At 45.8% G+C, this 23174-nt stretch carries 21 protein-coding genes; 13 read left to right on the forward strand and 8 right to left on the reverse strand.

Features of this window, described 5'->3' with window-relative positions:
* Nucleotides 1–115: 115 nt before the first annotated feature.
* Nucleotides 116–1240: a threonine synthase gene (thrC, locus tag QUA88_RS18225; protein ID WP_333272999.1), complete on the reverse strand. Its 1125-nt coding sequence runs from the start codon at nt 1238–1240 to the stop codon at nt 116–118.
* Nucleotides 1241–1378: 138 nt separating this feature from the next.
* On the opposite strand from thrC, the gene QUA88_RS18230 reads away from it, so the two are divergent.
* From QUA88_RS18230 to QUA88_RS18250, 5 genes are all read left to right on the forward strand, one after another.
* Complete coding sequence (locus QUA88_RS18230) at nt 1379–1642, forward strand: hypothetical protein (protein ID WP_333212380.1); 264 nt, start codon at nt 1379–1381, stop codon at nt 1640–1642.
* A 257-nt stretch (nt 1643–1899) separates the two neighbouring features.
* Nucleotides 1900–2952 carry a fatty acid desaturase gene (locus tag QUA88_RS18235; protein WP_333233589.1) on the forward strand — a complete coding sequence of 351 codons (1053 nt, stop codon included), beginning with the start codon at nt 1900–1902 and terminating at the stop codon, nt 2950–2952.
* Nucleotides 2953–3134: 182 nt separating this feature from the next.
* Nucleotides 3135–4637, forward strand: a complete 1503-nt coding sequence (locus QUA88_RS18240) for an AAA family ATPase (RefSeq protein ID WP_333052798.1) — start codon at nt 3135–3137, stop codon at nt 4635–4637.
* Nucleotides 4637–5563, forward strand: coding sequence for a ParB N-terminal domain-containing protein (locus QUA88_RS18245; RefSeq protein WP_333273003.1), 927 nt, complete (start codon nt 4637–4639; stop codon nt 5561–5563). Before QUA88_RS18240 ends, QUA88_RS18245 begins: the two co-directional genes overlap by 1 nt.
* Nucleotides 5564–5830: 267 nt before the next feature.
* On the forward strand, nt 5831–6925 hold the full coding sequence (locus QUA88_RS18250) for a Rho termination factor (modular protein) (RefSeq protein ID WP_333052801.1): 1095 nt from the start codon (nt 5831–5833) through the stop codon (nt 6923–6925).
* A gap of 129 nt (nt 6926–7054) precedes the next feature.
* On the opposite strand, the gene QUA88_RS18255 is transcribed toward QUA88_RS18250, so the two are convergent.
* The 3 genes from QUA88_RS18255 to QUA88_RS18265 all read right to left on the reverse strand — a co-directional run bounded on the left by QUA88_RS18255 (nt 7055) and on the right by QUA88_RS18265 (nt 9435).
* The gene (locus QUA88_RS18255) at nt 7055–7390 is read right to left on the reverse strand and encodes a XisI protein (RefSeq protein ID WP_333052803.1); all 336 of its coding nucleotides are present in this window, start codon (nt 7388–7390) and stop codon (nt 7055–7057) included.
* Nucleotides 7378–7794: an element excision factor XisH family protein gene (locus tag QUA88_RS18260; RefSeq protein ID WP_333052804.1), complete on the reverse strand. Its 417-nt coding sequence runs from the start codon at nt 7792–7794 to the stop codon at nt 7378–7380. Before QUA88_RS18260 ends, QUA88_RS18255 begins: the two co-directional genes overlap by 13 nt.
* A 90-nt stretch (nt 7795–7884) precedes the next feature.
* A complete protein-coding gene (locus tag QUA88_RS18265; RefSeq protein WP_333273008.1) occupies nt 7885–9435 on the reverse strand; it encodes a phenylacetate--CoA ligase family protein in 1551 nt (516 codons plus the stop codon).
* 302 nt (nt 9436–9737) lie between these two features.
* Between QUA88_RS18265 and QUA88_RS18270 the strand changes: the two genes are divergently transcribed.
* The 4 genes from QUA88_RS18270 to QUA88_RS18285 all read left to right on the forward strand — a co-directional run bounded on the left by QUA88_RS18270 (nt 9738) and on the right by QUA88_RS18285 (nt 15172).
* Nucleotides 9738–11642, forward strand: coding sequence for a serine/threonine-protein kinase (locus tag QUA88_RS18270; RefSeq protein ID WP_333273011.1), 1905 nt, complete (start codon nt 9738–9740; stop codon nt 11640–11642).
* A 222-nt stretch (nt 11643–11864) separates the two neighbouring features.
* Entirely contained in the window at nt 11865–12134 is a 270-nt protein-coding gene (locus QUA88_RS18275; RefSeq protein ID WP_333052807.1) for a hypothetical protein, read from the forward strand.
* 715 nt (nt 12135–12849) lie between these two features.
* Entirely contained in the window at nt 12850–14193 is a 1344-nt protein-coding gene (locus QUA88_RS18280) for an EAL domain-containing response regulator (RefSeq protein ID WP_333212390.1), read from the forward strand.
* A 202-nt stretch (nt 14194–14395) separates the two neighbouring features.
* Nucleotides 14396–15172 carry a response regulator gene (locus QUA88_RS18285; protein ID WP_445243023.1) on the forward strand — a complete coding sequence of 259 codons (777 nt, stop codon included), beginning with the start codon at nt 14396–14398 and terminating at the stop codon, nt 15170–15172.
* 101 nt (nt 15173–15273) lie between these two features.
* Here the strand turns inward: QUA88_RS18285 and QUA88_RS18290 are convergent, their stop codons facing one another.
* Nucleotides 15274–15999 carry a pentapeptide repeat-containing protein gene (locus QUA88_RS18290; protein ID WP_333052810.1) on the reverse strand — a complete coding sequence of 242 codons (726 nt, stop codon included), beginning with the start codon at nt 15997–15999 and terminating at the stop codon, nt 15274–15276.
* A gap of 191 nt (nt 16000–16190) precedes the next feature.
* Nucleotides 16191–17390, reverse strand: a complete 1200-nt coding sequence (locus QUA88_RS18295) for a phosphoglycerate kinase (protein WP_333052811.1) — start codon at nt 17388–17390, stop codon at nt 16191–16193.
* A 183-nt stretch (nt 17391–17573) separates the two neighbouring features.
* Here QUA88_RS18295 and QUA88_RS18300 point away from each other — a divergent pair, with 183 nt between their 5' ends.
* Entirely contained in the window at nt 17574–17987 is a 414-nt protein-coding gene (locus QUA88_RS18300) for a universal stress protein (protein ID WP_333052813.1), read from the forward strand.
* Between the two features lie 267 nt (nt 17988–18254).
* Nucleotides 18255–19109 (forward strand): ribosome biogenesis GTPase YlqF, encoded by an 855-nt coding sequence (gene ylqF / locus QUA88_RS18305; protein ID WP_333052815.1) that lies wholly within the window; start codon nt 18255–18257, stop codon nt 19107–19109.
* Nucleotides 19110–19128: 19 nt separating this feature from the next.
* Here the strand turns inward: ylqF and QUA88_RS18310 are convergent, their stop codons facing one another.
* Nucleotides 19129–19944 carry an MOSC N-terminal beta barrel domain-containing protein gene (locus tag QUA88_RS18310; protein ID WP_333052817.1) on the reverse strand — a complete coding sequence of 272 codons (816 nt, stop codon included), beginning with the start codon at nt 19942–19944 and terminating at the stop codon, nt 19129–19131.
* A gap of 232 nt (nt 19945–20176) precedes the next feature.
* On the opposite strand from QUA88_RS18310, the gene QUA88_RS18315 reads away from it, so the two are divergent.
* Entirely contained in the window at nt 20177–20902 is a 726-nt protein-coding gene (locus QUA88_RS18315) for a carbonic anhydrase (protein WP_333212395.1), read from the forward strand.
* Nucleotides 20903–21247: 345 nt separating this feature from the next.
* On the opposite strand, the gene QUA88_RS18320 is transcribed toward QUA88_RS18315, so the two are convergent.
* A complete protein-coding gene (locus tag QUA88_RS18320) occupies nt 21248–22435 on the reverse strand; it encodes a tetratricopeptide repeat protein (protein ID WP_333052820.1) in 1188 nt (395 codons plus the stop codon).
* Nucleotides 22436–22735: 300 nt separating this feature from the next.
* Between QUA88_RS18320 and QUA88_RS18325 the strand changes: the two genes are divergently transcribed.
* Nucleotides 22736–23005 (forward strand): GlsB/YeaQ/YmgE family stress response membrane protein, encoded by a 270-nt coding sequence (locus QUA88_RS18325; RefSeq protein WP_333052822.1) that lies wholly within the window; start codon nt 22736–22738, stop codon nt 23003–23005.
* The last annotated feature ends 169 nt before the right edge of the window (nt 23006–23174 follow it).

Raw genomic sequence — 23174 nt, forward strand, 5'->3', positions numbered from 1 at the left:
TTGCTGGTGAACCCGCCCCTACAGGTTGTTGACCGCCGGTGCAATATCTTAGTTTAAAGGAACCACAGAGGACACAAAGAACACAACTGACAACTGACAACTGTCAACTAATTTCTTAAAATCCCATCGCCCCAGCTACTGCATCCAAAGTCGGAGCAATGCCACTTTTAAATTGATTGTTGCTGTGATTAATTGCGGTATCCGGGTCTTTCAAACCGTTACCAGTTAGCACGCAAACTACTGTCGCCCCAGTCGGAACTTGGTCTTTTACCTTCAGCAAACCGGCCACAGAAGCTGCACTCGCCGGTTCGCAGAAAATTCCTTCCTGCGATGCTAACAAACGGTAAGCGTCGAGAATTTCGGCGTCGGTGACTGCAGCAAAACTGCCGCGGCTGGCTTCGGAAGCTGCGATCGCCTGTTTCCAGCTAGCAGGGTTGCCGATCCGAATTGCTGTCGCCAGGGTTTCTGGGTGCGATACCGGTGAGCCCGTTACCAACGGTGCAGCCCCGGCGGCTTGAAATCCCATCATCTGCGGCAAGCGCGAACATTTTTTGGCTTGGTGGTATTGACAAAAACCCATCCAGTATGCTGTGATGTTTCCCGCATTTCCCACGGGAATGCACAGCCAGTCGGGGGCGTCGCCTAAAGCGTCCACCACTTCAAAAGCGCCGGTTTTCTGACCTTCCAAGCGGTAAGGATTGACGGAGTTGACCAATGTCACCGGATAATTGACAGCCATTTCGCGGACAATTTCTAAGGCGCGATCGAAATTTCCGCCAATCGAAATTACTTCCGCACCGTAAAGCAAAGCTTGCGCCAGCTTGCCCAAAGCCACGTAACCTTCGGGAATCAACACGAAAGCTCGCATTCCCCCGCGTCTGGCGTAGGCGGCGGCGGCGGCCGAAGTATTGCCGGTACTGGCGCAAATTACAGCTTCGGCACCAGCTTCCTTTGCCTTGGAAATCGCCATTGTCATCCCCCGGTCTTTGAAACTACCAGTGGGGTTGAGGCCGTCGTATTTGACCAAGACGCGCACGTCTCTACCGATGAGAGAGGCGATCGCAGGTGCTGGAATCAGAGGAGTATTGCCTTCTTGGAGAGTGACTACCGGCGTGGTTTCAGTCACCGGCAGGTAGGGGCGATAAGCTTCGATCAAGCCGGGCCAGCCGTAGCGTTTGGGCTCGGCGGCGCGGGCTGCAGAGTTAGGAGCAGAGTCAGTAGCAGGTAGAATCAGGGTCACGATGTCAATGGTTTTAGGCAATGGCTAAGGAATTTACACTAATTTTAGCTCGATCGGTTAATTTGATGTTTAATACGATCGGTTCAGGTTAAAGTAACTTAATGGTGTGAATGTGTAGATATGTCTACTCAATTACTAATGTCAAATAATTCATCCACTCTTTCCCGGCCTCAAGTCACCGCGAGCAATCCCGAAATGGCTAGTTCTTCTACCCTATCGACCACTTTTGCCCGCAAAGTAGATTTGGTAAAGTGCCCCTACCAAGCAGATCAGCAAGTTAAGTTCCTGCACTTGCAAGCAGAAATCGAATCCTTGCTGCTGGAAGTGCAAAGCCTCAAACAGCAACGGTCGATCGCTGGCTTGCCGGCTCAGGGCCCGATTTCTGGCAGCAAGAGCAATTAGCAGACAATAGCGCCTAATGCTAATTGTCCTGCCCCTGTGTTATAAAAACGAATGTTTTGCTACCCGCAGTGTTTTTTGCCAAAAGTGCTAGAAATTCCTAACTGCGGATAGCGATCGCTAGCATTTGCTAAAACGCGCTTGCCTACAGCTCAACTCGTCTGCTGCTTGCTGGCAACGAGCTGACATTTTACTGCGCTTTTTTATGCGCTAATTTTGTTAAGCCATCGTCATGGCATACGGAGAATCGAAATCAATTTATGACAGCATCGATCGAAAAACCACTAAATTTGACATCCGCAAGTGACACCTCCAACCTGCGCCTCAAAGATATTCTCAAAACCCTGCCGCGGGAAGTATTCGTCAAAAACCCCCGCAAAGCTTGGACAAAAGTAATCGTCAACGTTTTACTCGTTGCTGTTGGTTATTGGGGCTTAGCAGTATCGCCTTGGTATCTACTGCCCCTAATGTGGATTTTCACAGGCACCGGATTAACCGGTTTTTTTGTGATCGGCCATGACTGCGGGCACCGGTCATTTGCTAACCGCCGCTGGGTAAACGATTTAGTCGGACATATTGCTTTTCTGCCGTTAATTTATCCGTTTCACGCATGGCGGCACGGCCACAATTACCACCACAAGCACACCAATAAACTTGGTGAGGATAATGCTTGGCAGCCGATGACAGCAGAAGACTACGCTGCTGCTCCCAAGGCTTTACAAATAGCTTATAGTTTAATTTTCGGTCGGATGTGGTGGATCGGTTCGATCGCCCACTGGGCAAAAGTACACTTTATGTGGTGGCGGTTCAAAGGTCAACAGAAACAAGAACAAGTGCGGTTTTCAGTTTTTGTCGTTTTAATCGGTGCTGCGATCGGATTTCCGATTTTAATTGCAACCACAGGCATTTGGGGATTTGTCAAATTTTGGTTGATGCCCTGGCTGGTTTACCATTTCTGGATGAGCACTTTTACGATCGTCCACCACACAGCACCAGACATTTCATTTAAAGAACCCGAAGAATGGAACGAAGCCCAAGCGCAACTATCGGGAACAGTTCACTGCGATTATCCCCGCTGGGTAGAGTTTCTGTGCCACGACATTAACGTCCACGTTCCCCACCACCTTTCAACTGCTATTCCCTGGTACAATTTGCGCCTCGCCCACAGCAGCTTAAAGGAAAACTGGCAAGATCATCTCTACGAAACAGAATTTTCTTGGTCTTTAATGAAGCGGATTGCCGACAACTGTCACCTATACGATCCCGCTGGCGGCTATCAGACATTGCAAGAATTTAACGCTCAAACAAAGTAAGTTTGAAACGCGATAAATGCCTGAAAAACCCGGTTTGTCAAACACAACCGGGTTTTTCGATATTACAATCCGTAGCCTTTGTAAGGTGCGGAATGCGCGCCCTACTGTCAATCTCACAATCCCTACCATTATTAAATCAGTCATTCCCAATCTAAAATCTAAAATCTAAAATCTAAAATCGAATGACTTTCAATCCCAATAACTGTCGCAACGAAAGCGAAGTAGAAAGCAAACTCATTGTCAGCTATCTGCTACCAAAACTAGGCTATACCCCCGACACTTGGCACCAAGAAATAGCATTTGGGAATATTCGTCTAGACTTCCTCTCATTTGCCACCCAAGTTATCCCCATAGTTGTCGAGACAGACTCACCGATGAGTGTAGTCATGGAGGCTAAACATCCCAAGGAAAATTTAGACCGCCACCTGCGAAAACTCAATCGCTATTTAACAAGTTTGAGCATCCGCTACGGACTCATAACTAACGGTAAAGAAATTAGAATTTACCAAAGAGTCGCCGATGATATTCAGCTAGTCTTTAAGTGTGCTGGACAAGACCTTGAAAATAGAATTGATGAAATTATCGCTTTAATTGGCAGAAATACTTTAAAACCTATAAAAACTCCCGTTCATCTAGAACTGGAAGATAATAAAATTAATTTGGTTAGTCCTGAGTTAATTAGCGAAGTCCCAGTACAGCCCCACAATCCCGCCACCGCAAAAGCTCAGCCAAGTCAAATCTCTGAACCGGAACAAATACCTGAAAATAATCCAGTTAAGCCTCAAGTTAAATCCGATGTAACCGTTCCCCAAAAAACTCAAAATATTATGAAAATCATTGCAGTTTACCATAACAAAGGCGGCGTTGGCAAAACTACAACAGTAGTCAATTTAGCTGCGGCGCTGAGCAAGAAAGGTAAGAGAGTCTTGGTGATTGACTTAGATAGTCAAGCGAATACAACCTTTGCGACAGGTTTAGTTAAATTTGAGGATGAAGAACAAGACGATTTGAAAGATAATAATATTCTTCAAGTTTTGCAATCAGAAGACTTTTTCTCCATCGCAGAAGTAGCTCGCAAGTCTAATTTTTGCCATCCCGAAATAGATGTGATTCCTTCCCATATTGATTTAATGCAATATGAAACGGAACTAAATCAACTAGATTACAGCCGAATGATTTTAATTCAAAAACTAGCAGAAGTACAGGAGAAATATGATCTTGTACTGATCGATACGCCGCCCTCTTTGAATTTTTATGCTAGAGTTGCCCTAATTGCGGCGGATTATTTAATTATTCCTTCTGACTTAAAACCTTTTGCCAATCAAGGACTGATTAATGTCAAGGACTTTATCAAAAAAGTTAACGGATTCAAAAAACAAATTGGCAAGAAACCACTAGAAGTTTTAGGCGTCCTCCCTTGCAAAATTTCAACTAATGCTAAATTTGTACAGTACAGTTTGCCCAAGCGGAGGGAGGCAATTCCCAAACGCTACGGCTTTGAAATCATGGACAGCGTAATTTACGAGAGAGACGATTTAGCAAAGTGTGCAGAACAATTTCAAATCGTGGGAAATATGGAAATCGCCGATCCGATTTCAGTGCTAGACTTTAAGCCTGATTCTATCGCATCCCAAGAATTTGAAATGCTAGCACTCGAAGTTTTGGAAAAAATAGGTAAAAACTAATGAAAAAATTATCTCCGTCACTGGTTGCAGTTAAAAAAATTACATCCGCAGTGCCCCGTTCCAATTTTGCAGAGCCGGATTTGGAGAAACTGGCGCAACTGATTTTAGAATTAGGAGGATTGATCAACCCCATAATTGTCCGCCGCAACGGTATGGATGCCTACGAGATAGTAGACGGAGACTTTGAATACTACGCTGCTGCGAAAGCCAGGGAAATTCACCCTCAAAAAGGCGAGACAATCGGAGCATTTATTCTTGAACCAGAAAATGAAGGACTGCTTTTAGAGCAAGTTCAAGCGCTGAGGAAATCAGCCAAAACTGAAAATTTAGTTGAGAACCCAGAAACCGGGTTTTTGTACGAAAATACTTCGTCGCCGCCCGCAGATTCCATAAAAAACCCGGTTTCTTTGGTCGAAGTCCCTCATTTAGGTGAAAATGAAACTACCGAAGATTCATCTAGTTTAGAACAGCGACTAACGAATATTCAAGCCTTGTTTGCAATTCAAATCAATGAATTAAAAGCCGAATACGCCCGTGAACAACAAGTTTTAGCGCAGAGTATACAAGAAATTGAAAACCGAATCTTACAACAAGTACCTCTGTTAGTTGAAGCTGGGTTAGCAAACAAAATTAATGAGTTGAAAGCAGACTCGCCACCCGAAAAAATGGTGGTAGAGAGGATACCAGAATTTGCCAACGTAGCTTCCGAATCAATGTCGCTGTTGGAAGCACTCAATACTTTAGAGAAAAATCAACTGTCGGCTAATTTGAAAGATGCTGGATTGAAGCTTCCAGTAATCCAAATAATACTCAAAGAGCGAGATGCGCGGCCGTTTGTCTCATTTGCAAATGTGGTGGAACGTGTTAAAGGGTTAACCGACAAAACAATGATTAAAATAATTGACAAGTGGCAAAAATACTCATAACTCGCAAATCCTGCGGCTACTGGCAACTTTGACTCAGTGAGTCTCTACTCCAAAATAAGTAAAGATGAGTAAAGCAGTGGATCATTGGTGTCCCACAGGCAGTTAAACTCATCACAGTCGCTTTTTTTAGGAATTGCAGTAACTTTTGCCGTAGCACGGGCGAGGGCCCGACGCCATCGTCAGGGATGTCACCCCACGGGAAGCCGCGTAGATATACATAAATACCTACACACCAGATTTTAATGACAAAAGGGGACTTGTAACAAGATGGATCGATCGTCCGATCAAAACCGAATAGTTGAATATTTGCGGATTAAGCCCATTAGTCACAGTCAGATTTACACTTCCCAAATTGCAGTACCAGAGCCTCATCGGGGCGAAATTCCTCGCGAACGCCGCGAAGCTCTCAGGAGAAGTCTGATCGAGCAAGGCAGCAACTTGATTCCTTTAATTGTACGCCCTACAGAAGCTTACAGCAACGAAGAAGAATATGAAGTTGTCTGCGGCTCAGATTGGTGTATTGTTGCTAAAGAACTCGGCATCGAGCAAATGTGGGCGTGGGTATTTGAAATGACCGACGAGGAGGTAGCTGTTGCTCAAGCAGAAATGGAACATTTAGCTCCGCAACCGACTCAGAAAACTGCACAAATTGAGACTCTACTGCAACAATTAGAGCTATCATTTCAAAAAAAGGTAGATAGTCTAACAAAACAAATAGAACAATCTGTTAAAAAAAATGAAGACCTGCTAAAAAAACACGTAAAAGCTCTAACTGAGCAGAACTTTGAGCGTAACCAAATAGAACAGATTAAGCATTTGCTCGAACAAGTGGAAAAAGCATTTCATGAAAAGGTAGATAAAATGGCTAAAAAAGTTGAACAATCGAGCAGCAACCGTCCGCCAACATCGGCTGTTATTTCTGAGGTAAATCTTGAAGGTGCTTTGAGACAGTTGGATGAACTGGAAAAACTGCTGTCAACAAAATTAGAACGGACAGTCCAAACAATTAATCAGTTTGTCTCCGACGCCATTGAAGAGGTAGAAAATGACCTGAAAAATCAAATTGAAACGCTCCGCCGCCAACTGGGAGCCGCAGCGACTAACTCAGAGAGACAGCCAGATGCACCGCCGAAAAAGCAGTCAAAAACGCAGCAGAAAAAGCAGTCGAAAGCACAGCAAAAACCTCAGTTACCGCAGTTGCAGTTAGAGTTGCCGTTTCCGCCCCCGTCCCCAGAGGATGACTACGAAAGTCTTTCGCTGAGAGGCTTGAAGGCGATCGGCAAAGACCGGAAAGTGCGGGGCTACGCGCGCATGAAACGACCGGAAATTCTGGCGGCTCTCAGACAAACTGACGGTCAATAAAACGATAATTGCTAATAGTTAAAGACGAATTTTTTGGTGTTCGATCGCGCTTTTCGGCAAAAAGTGCGATCGGGCTTTCAGAATAGTCGGCAGAGATATGAAAACCTGTTTCCTGTATTGTAAGCTGGTTTAGGCGATCGCATATCCCGTATGTTGCCGAACATGATACGGATGAAACCCTAAAACTATCTTGTCTTTAGGCACTCCTAATTCTACAAGTTCTGGAGTAATTCCCGTTTCTATACCATCGTGTTGAATCCAGATTTTGCCGTCGATAATTTCCACATGAACGATACAATCGTGAATTCTTTTAGGCCCTTGCCAGCCATCGTGCATTAGTAAAAAATTGTTTTGTTCGCTGTCAACAATAACGCTGCTTTTAATTTCTCCGTGTCCGTAAGAAATCTGGGCATAACTATCTAAAACATTGCGAATAATTTGGCGATATTCATCTAGTCTATCCATCTGACAATTGTCTCCTTTAATGAATCAAAAACTATTAGTTTAAATCTCTTGTTCTCTAACAAAATCTGCCCGATAGGTTCAGAAAAAATTTGTGCATAAACTTCTGCACGAATTGCCAGATATATTATCCGTTCAGGTTCCGCTCGCTGTAGAATATCTTCGTAAACAATATACTGTCCAACAGCTTGTTCTAAGTCATGAACTGGTGAAGCACTCACGAAACTTTTGACTTCTACAGCAATTTTGCGACCTTGCTTTTCGGCAGCAAATAGTTTTTCTGCACCCAAATCGACGCTGAGAGTACGTTTGCCAATTTTTAAGGGTAGGGGATCTTTGGTTATCGTCCACCCATCTTTTTCTAGGGCTGTTCTGACATTATTGTGGTAGATGTCTTGGGCTGGCATATTCTATTCTAAGCTGAACCATCAAATGTCACCCTAATTATAGAATAACACAAGACTTTTGAAAACGGATAGCTCATCAATTCAAACTACTTACTGCCGCGTGTATCTGTGCTTCACCCCAATCGGAAAATACTCCGCATCACCCATCGCAGTTAATGTCACCACAGGTAACTGATATTCGGGCGGCACGTAATTAGCAAATTCGCTGTTTAGCCGCCGCAATTGCGCGAGAATTGAAGATGCGATCGCCTGCTGCATCTCCTCGTCGCCCTCCACCCCCGCTGCTAATTCCACAACCACCGATAAAAACCGATTTTGATCCACATCTTCCTTGACTTGCAGCACAAATTTTCCCGTCACCCATTCCCGAATCGTGGGAACTTCTAAACCTACGGTGACATTTTCCGGGTAAATGTTAGCACCGAAGTAGGAAACGGTAAAGTGCGTTAGCGAAGCCCTCGAAGAGGATCGCCCAAATACATAGACAAAGGGCAAGCAGCGAATTCCTCTGGGGAACTCAGAAACTTTCATACCTGCTGCTTGCTGCAAACTTGCCACAGGGTTAAATCCCCATTCAGCCAAAAAATTGAGCATTGCTTCGTAACAAATTAAACCGCCGTTATCGGAGATGTGATAGCGTATTAGCGGGATGCCGTTGTCGCCAGAAAATAATAGCGTGCCGTCATTATTCACTTCAAAAAAGCGGCTTTTCGGATCGTACTGCACCAGCGTTGGCAACCGCGATTCCCCGAATAAATTGCGGGAAGCTTCGGGATTGTTTGCTAAAAAGCGGCGGATGCAAATGCTCAGCGGTGTCTCGTTGCCCAAAACGCCCGCATCCGCAGTACCGTAAAGGCTCGCAGAGTTGTAATATAGATTGTCAGAATTAGTGCGATCGCTCACCAAACTCCGCCATTCTTCGCTAAACACTTCCCCCGCAAACACCATCTTAATTCTGTATTTTTGCCACTCCACACCCCCAGCAATTCCGCTATCAATCACATCCTTGATAAATGGCGGATATCCCAACAAAACTACTTGCTCAAAATGCTCCCCAAGTTCCTGCACAACTCGGAATATTTCAGTCTTATTATTCCCAGGTGTCACAACTGTAACTGGATAGCCCTTACTCGCTAGATAGCGGCAGCAATTTGCCGTGTACATTCCGCCTACCCAAGTTCCCAACGCAAAGCAAATGACAGCTAAAGTTGAGCGATTGTCGGCGTAAAAACTGTCGTGAAATATTTGTTCAAAACGAGCGGCAATTTGCAACTCGTCGCTGATAAAACGCGGCCAAAATGTCGGGTTTCCTGTGGAACCCGATGAAACAGCAATGAAATCGCAAGTTTCTAATTTGCCCTGGTAGCACAACTGAGGTAGCGGGTGACAGCGTAAATAATTCTCTTTGGTAATTAGCGGCAATTTTTGGAAGTCTTCAAAGGTTTGAATTGAGGCGGGATTGATGTTATGTTCAGTTAGGAAAGTCTGGTAAGCTGGTACTGTGGCCGCGACTCTTTGAAAAAGCGCGATCGCCCCGGATTCGGCAACTCGATTCTGCTGGTGTTTCAATCGTTCCTCAAGCGGCGCTCTCAAAAACTCTTCAAACGCCCCAATTGCTCGCTGACGCTGTTCTGGCTGCATGATTTGCTCCTTAAAATGCGTATTTTGCACCTCGATCGCTCAAAATTCAATTAGTAGCGCTAACACCCGATCGCACATTGGGCTCGACACTAAAAATTTGAACACACTTTGAGGTCGATCGAAATGCTGGCGCAGTCGATAAACTTCTATAGCAGGAAACCGCTTTTTTAACAATAACCGCAGGTGATGACCAAGCTGCCGATCGACTAATAAACACTGACACAGTATGTCAAGATTAATTCAGCGATCGCCCAAAACTCCCAGTCTCAGTCAAGCGTGAAAATCCGACGCAGCAAGTTCCAATGAACAATCCCATCTACCCCGGCATAACTCTCAACAACCACTACCGCATCGTCCGCGAATTGGGACACGGAGGCTTCGGGCGCACCTACCTCGCTGAAGACGCCCACCGATTTAACGAACCCTGCGTTTTAAAAGAATTTGCGCCCCAAGTACACGGAAGTTACGCTTTACAAAAATCCGAGGAACTGTTCGAGCGGGAAGCGGGAGTGCTCTACAAGCTGCAACACAATCAAATCCCCCGCTTTCGCGAACTCTTCCGCGTCAGTATCAGCGATCGAGGCTACCTATTTCTCGTCCAAGACTACGTGCCGGGCCAAACCTACCGCTTTCTGCTCGACGCCCGCAAGCGTCAGGGTTTGCGGTTCATAGAAGCAGAAATCAATCAATTGCTGCTGCAGATTTTGCCCCTGCTCGAATACATTCACTCTCTAGGAGTGATTCACCGCGACATCTCCCCGGACAACCTGATTCTGCGGAGTTCTGACGGGATGCCCGTGCTGATCGACTTTGGGGGAGTAAAACAAGTCGCCGCCACCGTAGAGTCTCTTTTCGCTGAGGCTAACGGCACTCCCGCCCCCGCGACTCGCATCGGCAAGCTCGGCTATGCTCCCGTCGAACAGATGCAGATGGGCATCGTCTCTCCCCACAGCGATTTGTACGCTCTGGCGGCCACGGTTTTGGTGTTGCTGACGGGGAAGGAACCCCATCAGTTGCTCGACAGCCAGACGCTGAATTGGAATTGGCGGGCGGAATGTTCTCTGTCTCCGAATTTGTCCCTGGTGCTGGATAAAATGCTTGCTCAACAGCCGAGCCAGCGTTACTCCTCGGCTCGCGAGGTAATGCTCGCTCTCTCGGGGAATCCGCCTTTACAGCCACCTTTGCCAGCAGCCCCGGATTTTGGGATGACGCAGCCGCCGGATTTCTCGCCGATACCCGTGCCCGCCCCCGCGCCAAAACTGCCGGGAACTCCGGTGCGAGTTGCTGCTATTGGCAATCAGCAAAAGATGCCTGCTTGGAAAATGGTTTTGTTTGTGGTGGCGGTGCTCTCAAGTATGGGGGGAATTGGCTGGTTGGCGGGCAATTCTTTGTTAAATCTGAAATCAAAATTGCAGAACGTTTCCCAGCCTTCAAACCCGAAGCAGCAGCAAGAAGATGCTTTGCAAGATCGGTTTGTCAAGCTCAAAATTGACGATCGATTCTATAGCGGTTACGTCAACCTTGTGGACGAGACTTTCTATGCCAAATACCCGGAATTGGGGGGACGATTGTTAAAAGAAGGCGATGACGATCGCCAATGGCGCGAAAGGTGGCAGAAAATCGGCGACGAGTTGCTCGATAAGCTGGAAAATCTCAGCAGCGACGCTAGAGCACGGTTGGGCACTTACGACACCACTGATATCGATCGCTGGAAAACAGAGGTTAACAAGCTGAATTTGAGCAGTCGGGCTTTGTACGATTTGGCTGATGCGAGGTTCTTTTATTGGTTTCCACAACAGCCGCGCGATCGCAATCTCATCGGGAAGCCGATCGGACAAATTTGGCAAGCAATTACCGCCGACGAACTCGAAGCCTTACAAGCTGGATCAACTGTCGAAAGCGTCGAATTTGACCGCCTATCGAAGAGCAAAAGCCTCACAGGCAATCTCAAACCCGGAGAAGGGAAAGCTTACATTGCCAGGTTGGCTCAAAATCAAACTTTGCGCGTGAATTTGCAAGCCCCGCGCAAATCTACGCTACTGTCAATTTATACTCCAGGGCGGACAAAGGGCGCGCGAGCTTTGCTGGAAGATGCAGAAGGGCTGAGTTGGTCGGGATTGCTGGATGATACTGGTTTTTATGAATTTGTGGTAGTTTCTCAAGCATCTGAGCCGATCGCTTACGAGTTGAATCTGACGGCAGAATAACTGCTATTGACGATCGAGCATCCAGGATACAAGCTCCCGGATTCATCCGTCCAGAAATAAAACACCTGTATCCGATAAAGGAGCCCCCGAATTGATCCGTGGGGTCGCCTCTAAAATCTAAAATCTAAAATCTAAAATCTAAAATCGATTGACGCTCTCTATCCACCCAGGCAATAATAAGGTAATACCAATCAGATAAGTTGTCGGGTTCAAACAAAGAATATGCTGAGATTCGCGATCGTAGCTTTAGTGACTTTGGGATTAGTATTGGTGACTGCACTAGGTTTACATCCGGCCAATGCGACAGTCAGCACTCCCGAATTTTATGCTTGGAACTTTGCCTCTGTAGGCAGTAGCGAGCTGGTTTGTAAAAAGACCAGGGTAGTTCCGCGAGACCTGATAATTCCGTCATCATCCATGCACGCTGTCAGTATCACTTCTGCAATTGTAGATGAAAAATTTTGCGCCAATTCCACTAAGCCTGTGAATTAAGGCCGTGGATAATAGGATTTCCGGTTATAGAACCATAGGAATGAGAATTAAATAACTTCCACTCTTGAAAGTGGGATGGGCTCTTATAGCCCGTCCAAAAAAGACGGGCTATAAGAGCCCATCCCACAATAACAATTAAAATTGTAAGTTATTTAATTCGCGATCCCTAGTTAAGTTATCCCTTAGTCGATTTTAGATTTTAGATTTTAGATTTACTTCACAGATGAATCTGGGAGATTGAACCTTAATCTAAAATTTTGATCTCTCCACGACTGTTGTCTGAAAGCAAGTATCTTTGTTTGGATGAATCAGGATGCAGCATCCTGATTCATCCATTGAGAGAAAACTCTAGTTTGTCAGTAAAAACACGGGCTAATTATCAACAATTAACCGGACATCATATAAGTGATAGCCTGAGTAATTTCCGCCATCGGCGCACTGAAACTGTTCGCTAAATTTTTTTATGAGAAATATTGCTAATTTTGTCATAAAAGTTTATCAAAGGAGTCGGGTGCAGCCCTTTTCTGCTGTTGAAAGAGAGCGAGATATTCCCAATTTCGGCAGTTCTTTGATTGTGACTTAAGAACCGAGGGAAAATATTCAGCCATTTGGCTAATCATTTATTGGCTAATTGGCCCAATTACTAATTCCCTAGTTTGAGTATGCTAGAGTTAGTCAGGTTCAGATATATAGTGCCATCTGTTATCTAAGTATCATGCTCAAAATTTTGGTGATTGAAGACGACGAATTAATCCGGGAAACTCTTCTGCAACTCCTGGAATCTCACAGCTACCGGGTCATTGCGGCCGAGAACGGTCGAGTTGGAGTGCAGATGGCACTTTCGGAGATACCGGATTTAATTTTGTGCGATGTGCAGATGCCGGAACTCGACGGTTATGACGTGTTGCGGACTCTGCGGCAAAACTCGCTAGCTGCAACAATTCCATTTATTTTCCTCACGGCTCAAAGTGACAAAACCGATTTTCGTCGCGGGATGGAATTGGGAGCCGACGATTACCTGACAAAGCCGTTTACCAAGGCTGAATTGCTGGGAGCCATTGCTTCTCGCGTCTTGAAACGGCAAACTATTACTCAACCGCTGACAGTCGCGCTTAGCCAAGCAGAAGCCAGACTCAAAGATTTAGTTAACGACTCCACCAAGGTTACGACTCTCTCTCCTGAAAAGTTTGCTCTCGAAGCTTTGCTGCGCCACGCTTTGGCACAAGGCGAGTTTCAGGTATATTATCAGCCCCAGGTGAATATTGCGACAGGCCAAGTTATCGGCGCCGAAGCTTTAGTGCGCTGGCAAAATCCCGATCGAGGTATAATTTCTCCCTGCGAATTTATTCCCTTAGCAGAAGAAACAGGTTTAATTATTCAGATTGGCGAGTGGGTACTGCTTTCAGCTTGCGCTCAAGCCGCTAGTTGGCTGGCGGCGGGGTTTTCGCCCTTTACAATATCAGTAAACTTGTCGGCCCGGCAGTTGTCCGACCCGGAACTCAAGGCGCGAATCGTGCAAATATTGGAAACTACAGGTTTAGAGCCTGCTAATTTAGAATTAGAAATGACCGAAAGCGCTTTGGTGGAAAATGCGACAGTAGCAGGCGCTACTTTAAACCAACTAAAAGCTCTAGGAATTCGGATTGCTATTGACGACTTCGGCACCGGTTACGCTACTTTAGGATATCTTAAGCAATTTGCTTTTGACAGTTTAAAGATCGATCGAATTTTCGTCCGTAATGCCAACGAAGATCCTCAAAATGCTGCTATTACTACAGCAGTAATTTTACTGGGTCACAGTTTGAATATGACCGTAATTGCTGAGGGAGTGGAAACAGAAGCAGAACTAGATTTTTTGAAACAACATCAGTGCGATATCATGCAGGGGTATCTGTTCAGTCGCCCCGAACCAGCGGCGATAATTGAAAGTATGTTGGTTGCCGCCCCGAGTTTGTTCGGGCCGCCCTCAGCAGCACCTGGTCGCGTTGTCCCTTTTGTACCTGTGTCCGAACCAGAAAAATCTAAAAACCTTTCAATGTCGCGTCTAGGAATAGTATAAGTGTCACTAAGATTTCTGTTTAATAGGATAAAATTCTTTCTTTTACCTTCTATTTTCTGCAGAAAAGTGGACGCTTCCTCATAAAAATTTGTAGCTTTTGATGATAGGCGAGTCAAAGAAGGAGATTGTTCCCCATATTGCTCTACTGCTTCCCCTTTTATGCGCTAGGCGCCCCTAATCGGACGATTTGAGAAAGTGTGGCGTGTTGAAATTGCGAGCCTTTATCAAGTTGCAGGAGGTAAACTCAATTAAGTTCCTACTTTGGGACTGGCAGTTTCAAAAACTGTCCAACTGGAATTGGTGCAAGCCTGTCATGGAAAGAATATTAGTGGTGGACGACGAAGCAGACTGTCAAACAGTCTTAGCAATGTACCTGGAAAGTCAAGGATATCGGGTGGAATGCGCTAATTCAGGGGTGGAGGCGCTCTCGATTTTTGAAAATGCCCCCCCAGATTTGGTAATTTCAGATGTCATGATGCCGGAAATGGACGGGTTTGAGTTTTGTCGCCGTTTGAGAACTACCCGTTTGGGACAATTAGTCCCCTTTATATTTTTGTCGGGTCAAGGCGAGTTGGAGTCAAAAGTTGAAGGTCATGCGATCGGCGGTGACGATTATCTGGTAAAACCTTTTCAGTCTGAAGAAATCTTAGCCAAGGTAAAAGCGCAGTTAGAGCGCTCTCACCGGATTCACGCCGAAATTGTCCGACTGCTGCAAACTTCTAGCGGTAGGGCGGTGGAACCACAATTTGTGGCAGTATTGCCACCACCTGCACCTTTGCCTTTAACACCAGCCGAAGAAAGAGTTTTTTGGGAGGTTATCCAGGGTTATACTAACAAACAAATTAGCGATCGGCTGTTTATTAGCCCCCGGACTGTGCAAGCTCATTTAGGCAGCATTTTCAGCAAATTACAGTTAGAAAATCGTGCTCAGCTTGTGAGATTTGCCCTAGAAAGAGGATACAAACCACCTCAAACTTAGCTCGGATATCAACCTAGGGTGCGCCAGCCAGGGGATTTTAGATTTTAGATTTTAGATTTTAGATTTACTCTACAGATTCATCTGGGAGCTAAAACTAGAGTCTAAAATTTTTCTTCCACATTCAAAACACAATAAGGATAATTAGTTATCACACAAACCCCTGGCCCCAAATTCGTACCCCGGAAGTTTGCCCGTTCCAAATCACCCTGCCGCACATTATTCGCCGCATCAATATTTGTCCCGGCCAACTGAGCCCTCGGAAGCCGAGTATTTGACAAAATAGCATTCTGCAAATTAGTATCCCGCACATCCGCGAAAGACATATCCGCTCCGCTTAAATTCGCACGATTCAAATTAACTCTAAACAGCAGCGAACGCCTCAAATCGGCATTCGACAAATTAGCTTGCAGCAAATAAGCTTCGCCCAGATTCGCATTAAAAAGTTTAGCACCGCGCAAATCCGCACTCGTCAGATTCGCTCGCCCCAAAAAAGCATTAGACAAATCCGCATTTCGCAGATTAGCACCATTCAATTCAGCCCCGTACATCTCCGCATTAACTAAGTTAGCATTGGCCAAATTAGCATCACTTAAATCCGCTTCCAGCAAATTAGCTTCATAGAGATTTGCTCCGCTTAAATCCGCTCCTCTTAAATTAGCTCTGTACAAGCTAGCCTTGAACAAATCAGCATTTCTCAAGTCACAGCCTTCGCACTCTTTAGTTTCCAGCAATTGCCTAACATGATCTGGATTTTGAGCTTGAACGGGAGCTGCCAGCCCAAACAAAGCTAAACTTGCCGCTACAGTTGCCAAGAGTTTAAGTTTCACAAACAAACCTCACTGCTACTTCAAACAAATTATACTAGCAAACTATAGACTTAAAACCGATATCCTTCTCTCTTTTCTCTTCCTCTGCGTTCTCTGCGCCCTCTGCGGTAAATATTCAAAAAAATGATTCGCAGCCAAAGATATAGACCTGCTTCCAGCAAGGCGGGCAAAGCCCGCCCTACTTAACTTAATTAAGCTTCATCTAAAGCAGCAACACCAGGCAATTCCTTACCTTCGAGCAGCTCCAAACTAGCACCGCCACCAGTAGAAATGTGGCTCATTTGTTCGCCTAAATTCAACTGTTCCACAGCCGCCACCGAGTCACCACCACCGATAATTGTGGTAGTACCAGTTTTAGTAAGTCCAGCCAAAGAATGAGCAATACCTTCAGTTCCCACAGCAAACTTCTCCATCTCAAACACGCCCATCGGCCCGTTCCAGATGACAGTTTTGCAATCGGCCAAAGCATCTTGGAAAGTTTTTACTGAATCCGGGCCGATATCCAAACCCATCCAACCGTCAGGGATGCTTTCAACAGGGACAGTTTGAGTGTTAGCATCAGCAGCAAACTTGTCAGCAACTACCACATCAGTAGGTAACAGAAAAGCAACTCCCCGTTCCTTCGCCTTAGCTTCCAAAGACTTAGCCAGTTCAAGCTTGTCATCTTCCACCAAAGACTTGCCCACGTTCAAGCCGCGAGCTTTGTAGAAGGTGAAAACCATGCCACCGCCCAACAGCAGTTTGTCGCACTTTTCGAGCAGTTTTTCAATGACTCCAATCTTGCTGGAAACCTTAGAACCGCCGATTATAGCAGCTAAAGGACGTTGCGGATTGTCGATCGCACTGCCGAGATATTGCAGTTCCTTCTCCATCAAAAACCCAGCCACAGAAGGACTCAGATACTTAGTAACGCCCTCAGTAGAAGCGTGAGCCCGGTGAGCAGTACCAAAAGCATCATTGACATACAAATCGGCCACAGAAGCTAACTTCTTAGCAAATTCTGGGTCGTTTGCCTCCTCCTCTGGGTAGAAGCGGACATTTTCTAGCAACAGCACATCGCCATCTTGCATCGCGGCGACTGTAGCAGCGACTTCATCACCGATGCAGTCGTCAGTCTTTTTGACCTCTTTGCCCAACAATTCCGACAGGCGCACAGCAACCGGCGTCAAGCGCAACTTCTCCGTCACACCCTTGGGACGGCCGAAGTGGCTGCACAAAATCACCTTAGCGCCCTTGGACGCTAAATCTTGAATTGTCGGCAGAGCCGCCCGGATGCGAGTATCATCGGTGATATTGCCGTTGTCGAGCGGCACGTTAAAGTCCGCCCGCACCAATACCCGTTTGCCCGATAAGTCCGATGCCGATAAATTTGCTACAGTTTTTTTTGTCACAGGATTAACCTCCTAATATGTGTGTTTTTGTCGAATTCCGTTGAAATGGCGGCACTGGTAACTTGCACCCCGGCCTCGGACGCATTCAACCGCGCCCGTACAAAAAACGGAAGATGGAACAAACGGCACTGATTGGCTTAACCTAAACATTTTATCGGAGTCCGTGTCCCGGAGATGTGCAGTATGTTCAAGACAGTCTTATTTCCTGTAGATCAAAGCCGAGAAGCCCGCGAAGCTGCCGAAAAGGTTGTCAATATTGTGAAAACCTACGGTGCTCGTTTAGTTATTCTGTCGGTAGTCGAACCCCCCGCCGAGGAGGGCGACGCCCCACCGTCAGAGGTGATGACTTCCCCCGAAGCAGTCGCCAAACTTCTTTCTGAGGCCCAATCGATGTTTTCCCAGCAGGGAATTGAAGCTGAAATCATCGAACGGGAAGGCAAACCTGCTTTCACGATTTGCGATGTGGCTGACGAAATTGGGGCCGATTTGATTGTGATGGGCTGTCGGGGGATGGGTTTAACCGATGATGGGGCGTCTGACAGCGTTACCAATCGGGTGATCAATCTGTCTCCTTGTGCAGTTTTGATTGTGCCTTAGTTATTAGTCATTAGTTATTAGTCATTAGTTATTAGTCATTAGTCACGTGTTATATCGTGTCCGACTAAATAAACCTAGATTCTGTAGGGGCGGGTTCACCCGTATCTATTATGTAAATCCAGGGTATGCGTAAACCCGCCCTGACACAGCGACTAATGGCTAATGACTGGTGGCTAATGACTGCTGACTAATGACTGGTGGCTAATGACTGCTGACTAATGACTGCTGACTAATGACTGCTGACTAATGACTAATAACTAATAACTAATGAAAATTCACTGGTATCCCGGTCACATTGCCAAAGCTGAACGGGCATTAAAAGAACAGCTAAAGCGGGTAGATGTGGTGCTCGAAGTCCGAGATGCCCGCATTCCCTTGGCTACTTATCACCCCCAAATGCCGAGTTGGGTGGGCGGCAAGCCGCGAGTATTGGTCGTCAACCGCATGGATATGATTACGCCTCGCGCGCGCGAGGCGTGGGAAACATGGTTTGAGTCCCAGGGGGAAACTGCATATTTTACTAATGCCGAGCACGGTCACGGAGTACATGATGTGGCGGATGCGGTGCAGAATGCTGGGGTGCAGCTAAATCAAAGAAGGTTCGATCGAGGTATGCTGCCCCGTCCAGTCAGGGCAGTGGTAATGGGATTTCCCAATGTCGGAAAATCGGCTTTAATTAATCGGTTGTTAGGGAAGAGAGTGGTGGACAGTGCCCGCAGAGCTGGAGTAACTAAATCGCTGCGATGGATTCGCATTTCTGACGAAATTGAATTATTAGACGCCCCCGGAGTGATCCCAACCCGAATTAACAATCAAGAAAATGCCATAAAATTAGCTATTTGCGAAGATATTGGCGAAGCAGCTTACGACAATCAGGTAGTAGCAGCAGCGATGGTAGATTTACTCCAAGGGCTGCAGGCGGCTGATGACACGTTGATATCACTATCTGGTTTCAAATCCAGGTATAAATTAGATGCAGCCTCTAGTAATGGTGAAGATTATTTGCACGAGGTCGCAAAAGACAAGTATAAAGGAGATGTCGAACGAACGGCGAGACAGATGTTAAACGATTTTAGAACTGGTGTTTTGGGTCAACTTACTTTGGAGTTGCCGCCGGCTTGAGCAGATTCGTAACCTACAACTAATCAGAAATGGTATTAAATAGGGATTTGCTGACGGTGATAATTTGAACTTCGTCTCCTATATGTAATATTTTTTCTGCTGGTTGAGGTGCGAGCCGCGTGTTAACTATCAGCCGACTAAAGTGATTTAAATGCCCTTTTTTTACCAAGTCAGGCATAATTTCCTTCTGCTTGGCTGTTAGTATATTTTTAAAATTTAGATCGCTTGCTTGCGCCGCATAATTTTGCGTAGATAGGATACAGGGATGACCGGGATTAATAGCTTCAAATATTACAGTCCCTATTTTAAACCTCACAATTTCATCGGCTTGTGGTAAAAGTTGGTCTTCCCAAAAAGCCGGGACATCTCCTATTTCAATATTAGCTCGCAAGCGATGGCGCATCTCGTTAACGCAGACTCTCGGAAACCAAGATGCAACTTCGGCAATTGTTTCGGTACTGATAATGCTTGGCCCTGGTGCAGCGGTATTGTCGGGAAAACCTGTCAGCAAGTTTTCAATTAATTTGACAGGGAAACCGAAGTAGCTGGTCAACCAAGATTCTATTGCCAAGCGTTCTCTATCTACATGAAAAAATATTTCTTGTTCGGTGCCTTGAATTTTCAGGCCGGCAATTCTCTTTTTGATGTCAAATGATAAGCGTAGAAAACGGACTCCGCTGTTGTGCTTAGTGTTAACCAATTCTCCTGCTGCATCGCAGATTGCAAAAGAGCGATCGCCTTCTAGAGCTCCGCTGGCTAGAATAGTTGCTTGACTGACTGCTATGCCGTCAAGGGACTTTACCGGATAGATATGAATGCTGGCGACGTAGGACATTTCGATCCATTGATAAATAATTGTCGTTTTAGATACATTCTAGCATCCCTGTCCGCAGAAGGATGACTGCCGTTGACTTTACTAAATAAAATATGAATGAAATAAAAATGGGCTACTTTTTTGAAGTTTATATTGTGCCGGAGCAGCTTGTAAAGAAAAATCAAAGAAGTCTGGCTGAGCTTGTGGTATATCTTAGGGTATAAATAGAAAAAATTGAACCGAGTTACAAACAATGAATGAAAGCGAAAGTAGAAGCATGATTTCGCGACGGAATTTAATGCTGAGGGCTGGTGCAGGGATGCTGGCGGCCAGCTTGGCACCTGCGTTTTTACAAGCCGAAGCAGCAAAGGCAGAGGCAATCTCTGACCTTACTCCTACTGACATTACTCCTAACAGTGCTCTTAAGAAATTGATGGAGGGTAATGAACGCTACATTGAGCAAAAACGGACATTTCCCGACCAAGCTCGATCGCGAGTTGTAGAAGTAGCACAGGGTCAACATCCGTTTGCAACCATCCTGGCTTGTTCTGATTCGCGCGTTGCTCCCGAAATTATTTTTGACCAAGGATTAGGCGACTTATTTGATATTCGAGTTGCTGGAAATTTTCTCGACGATGTGGTTCTCGGGAATATAGAATATGCCACCTTAGAATTAGGCGTGCCACTATTAGTAATTCTGGGTCACGAACGCTGCGGTGCTGTCAAAGCAGCTTTAGATGGTAAAGCTGTGCCTGGTCACATTAGCACTTTGGTGGCGGCGATTAAACCTGCAGTTGATTCGACCAAAGGTCAAACAGGCGATGCCTGGGATAACGCAGTCAGAGCTAATGTGAAAATGAATGTAAATAAGTTACAATCCTCGTCGCCTATTTTAGCGGAAGCAGTCAAAGCGGGCAAGCTTAAAGTTGTTGGGGGCCGCTACGATTTGGATAGCGGCAAAGTAGAGATAATTTCTTGATTTTGCTGGTAATTGTTACAGTTTGTAGGGGTAATGCCCCCGTGCTTACCCCGTCCGGTTCTAGGGGCAACCGGGCGTGGGATTGCCCCTACAAATTATTTGGTAAGGAATGAGAATTAAATAACTTCCACTCTTGAAAGTGGGATGGGCTCTTATAGCCCGTCATGAGTGGACGGGCGGGACGCCCATCCCACAATAACAATTAAAATTATAAGTTATTTAATTCGCGATCCTAACAAGTTTAGATCGAACCGATTTCTTGCAGTAATGCCCCCGTGCTTACCCCGTCCGGTTCTAGGGGCAACCGGGCGTGGGATTGCCCCTACAAATTATTTGGTAACAAGTTTAAAGTAAACCCATTTCTTGTAGTCCCCGGCGCAGGCGTTCTGCTTCAAAGGGGCGGCGCTGCTCGTGAAGGGCGATCGCTCTTTTGAATTCTGCTAAACTCTCTGGCATTTTGCCAATTTTCAGCAAGGCTACTGCCAAGTTTTGATGAGCTTCCGCGTGTTCGGGATCGATTTTTATCGCTTGTCGGTAATAGGCGATCGCATCTGCTAAATTTCCGGCTGCCTTCAGCGTCAGTCCCAAATTGTAGTGACCTACTCCAAAATTAGGGTCAATTTTTAAAGCTGCTTTGTAAGCTTTTTCAGCAGATTTCAAATCTCCTTCATCTTTGAGCAAATTGCCCAAATTATTGTAAGCACCCAACTTGAGCGCGGGGAACACATCTGTATTAATTGCCGCTTGATAGTGTTCTTTTGCTTTAACAAATTGCTGCTGCTGGCGATATGCAATTCCCAAATGATAGTTGAGTTCGTAAAGAATAGAATCATTAATTGCCTCCGCAGTCAAGCCTTTAGTTAATAAATTAATTCCCCGCCCGATTTGCCCGCTTTCTACATAAAGCGCACCTAATTTGCTACAAGCATAAGCATCGTTTGGATAATAAGCGATATAGCGTTCCATTGCTGCTTGAGCTTTTTGGAATTTACTTTTGGCGGCGATCGCATCTTTTTGATAACCAGAGTGCCAAATCGCCACATCGGGGAGAGAAGCTATTTTCCAATTTGGTTCCCTGTGCAAAATCTCAGCCACGCTGTCGTCTACCATTGCGTGGTAAGGGCGAGAAAAGCGGATATCGAGGCGATTACGGAACAAGCGCGACACTAGGGAATAGGGAGATTGAGAGGCACCGATTTCTTGGCGGATGAGATTGATTAGCAGCAGCCGATCGCTCGCAATTGCCGGCTTTATTTGAGGTAGAATCTCCGGTACCAAAACCTCATCGGCATCTAATACCAAAATCCAGTCGCCCTGGGCGTGCTTGAGACACTCATTGCGCGCCGCTGCGAAGTCGTCGCACCATTCAAAGTCATAAACCCTCGCGCCATATCCTCGCGCAATTTCACGGGTGCGATCGCCCGATCCCGTATCCACCACCACCATTTCGTCAACAACACCCTTAACGCTGTCCAAAGTCCGCGACAGTGTTGCCTCTTCATTCTTCACAATCATGCACAGAGTCAGATCCATCGGGCGCAAACTTTCCTCATTTCACAGAAATATTGTAATTTTTTTAACCACCAAAACACAAAAAGTCCCAGAAAAGATTCTCCTATTTCCCTTTTGCTTTGAGCATAAGTACCTTTCTTCCCTCGAAAAAGTGGGTTAAGTCTTTTGAGATATTAAACAGCCTCAAACTCCGACGATTCATGAGAAATCCTACCACTTTCGGTTCATCCCTGCGGTAGAGGTAAGGGCGGGATAGGGGTTGTTATTCTTAGAACATAAGACAAGGCACAAGAAAAGTTTAAGTATTCAGGAGAAAGAGAAATGGGAATTATTGCTTGGATCGTTTTAGGATTGATTGCCGGTGCGCTAGCCAAAGCCATTTATCCGGGAACTCAAGGCGGTGGCTTTCTGGCAACAACAGGTTTAGGAATTTTGGGCGCCCTAGTGGGAGGTTATCTAGGTCAAGTCTTACTGGGGACGAGCGGGGGAGCATCCTTCGGAGCATTGACTCTACCCAGCATAGCTTTTGCAGTCGTAGGTGCGCTAGTTCTACTTTTCATCTGGGGATTGTTAACTCAGCGTGCTGCATAACAAATATTGCCAATTCCCAGTCGATCGACTTTTAGGGTATTCATAAACCCGGTTTCTTCGAGAAACCGGGTTTTTCAGTTGTTTGTAGATGCGTCAATCGATTGCGCGATTTTAGATTTTAGATTTTAGATTTTAGAGGCGACCCCACGGATAAATGCGGGGGCAATAA

The sequence above is a fragment of the Microcoleus sp. D3_18_C2 genome (assembly GCF_036702395.1).
In the GTDB taxonomy this organism is placed as follows: domain Bacteria; phylum Cyanobacteriota; class Cyanobacteriia; order Cyanobacteriales; family Microcoleaceae; genus Microcoleus.

What these genes read in the sequence shown, in the direction of transcription:
- QUA88_RS18230 (WP_333212380.1), top strand. Translation starts at nt 1,379, where the DNA reads ATGTCAAATAATTCATCCACTCTTTCCCGGCCTCAAGTCACCGCGAGC.
- QUA88_RS18235 (WP_333233589.1), top strand. Translation starts at nt 1,900, where the DNA reads ATGACAGCATCGATCGAAAAACCACTAAATTTGACATCCGCAAGTGAC.
- QUA88_RS18240 (WP_333052798.1), top strand. Translation starts at nt 3,135, where the DNA reads ATGACTTTCAATCCCAATAACTGTCGCAACGAAAGCGAAGTAGAAAGC.
- QUA88_RS18245 (WP_333273003.1), top strand. Translation starts at nt 4,637, where the DNA reads ATGAAAAAATTATCTCCGTCACTGGTTGCAGTTAAAAAAATTACATCC.
- QUA88_RS18250 (WP_333052801.1), top strand. Translation starts at nt 5,831, where the DNA reads ATGGATCGATCGTCCGATCAAAACCGAATAGTTGAATATTTGCGGATT.
- QUA88_RS18255 (WP_333052803.1), bottom strand. Translation starts at nt 7,390, where the DNA reads ATGGATAGACTAGATGAATATCGCCAAATTATTCGCAATGTTTTAGAT.
- QUA88_RS18260 (WP_333052804.1), bottom strand. Translation starts at nt 7,794, where the DNA reads ATGCCAGCCCAAGACATCTACCACAATAATGTCAGAACAGCCCTAGAA.
- QUA88_RS18265 (WP_333273008.1), bottom strand. Translation starts at nt 9,435, where the DNA reads ATGCAGCCAGAACAGCGTCAGCGAGCAATTGGGGCGTTTGAAGAGTTT.
- QUA88_RS18270 (WP_333273011.1), top strand. Translation starts at nt 9,738, where the DNA reads ATGAACAATCCCATCTACCCCGGCATAACTCTCAACAACCACTACCGC.
- QUA88_RS18275 (WP_333052807.1), top strand. Translation starts at nt 11,865, where the DNA reads ATGCTGAGATTCGCGATCGTAGCTTTAGTGACTTTGGGATTAGTATTG.
- QUA88_RS18280 (WP_333212390.1), top strand. Translation starts at nt 12,850, where the DNA reads ATGCTCAAAATTTTGGTGATTGAAGACGACGAATTAATCCGGGAAACT.
- QUA88_RS18300 (WP_333052813.1), top strand. Translation starts at nt 17,574, where the DNA reads ATGTTCAAGACAGTCTTATTTCCTGTAGATCAAAGCCGAGAAGCCCGC.
- ylqF (WP_333052815.1), top strand. Translation starts at nt 18,255, where the DNA reads ATGAAAATTCACTGGTATCCCGGTCACATTGCCAAAGCTGAACGGGCA.
- QUA88_RS18310 (WP_333052817.1), bottom strand. Translation starts at nt 19,944, where the DNA reads ATGTCCTACGTCGCCAGCATTCATATCTATCCGGTAAAGTCCCTTGAC.
- QUA88_RS18315 (WP_333212395.1), top strand. Translation starts at nt 20,177, where the DNA reads ATGAATGAAAGCGAAAGTAGAAGCATGATTTCGCGACGGAATTTAATG.
- QUA88_RS18320 (WP_333052820.1), bottom strand. Translation starts at nt 22,435, where the DNA reads ATGGATCTGACTCTGTGCATGATTGTGAAGAATGAAGAGGCAACACTG.
- QUA88_RS18325 (WP_333052822.1), top strand. Translation starts at nt 22,736, where the DNA reads ATGGGAATTATTGCTTGGATCGTTTTAGGATTGATTGCCGGTGCGCTA.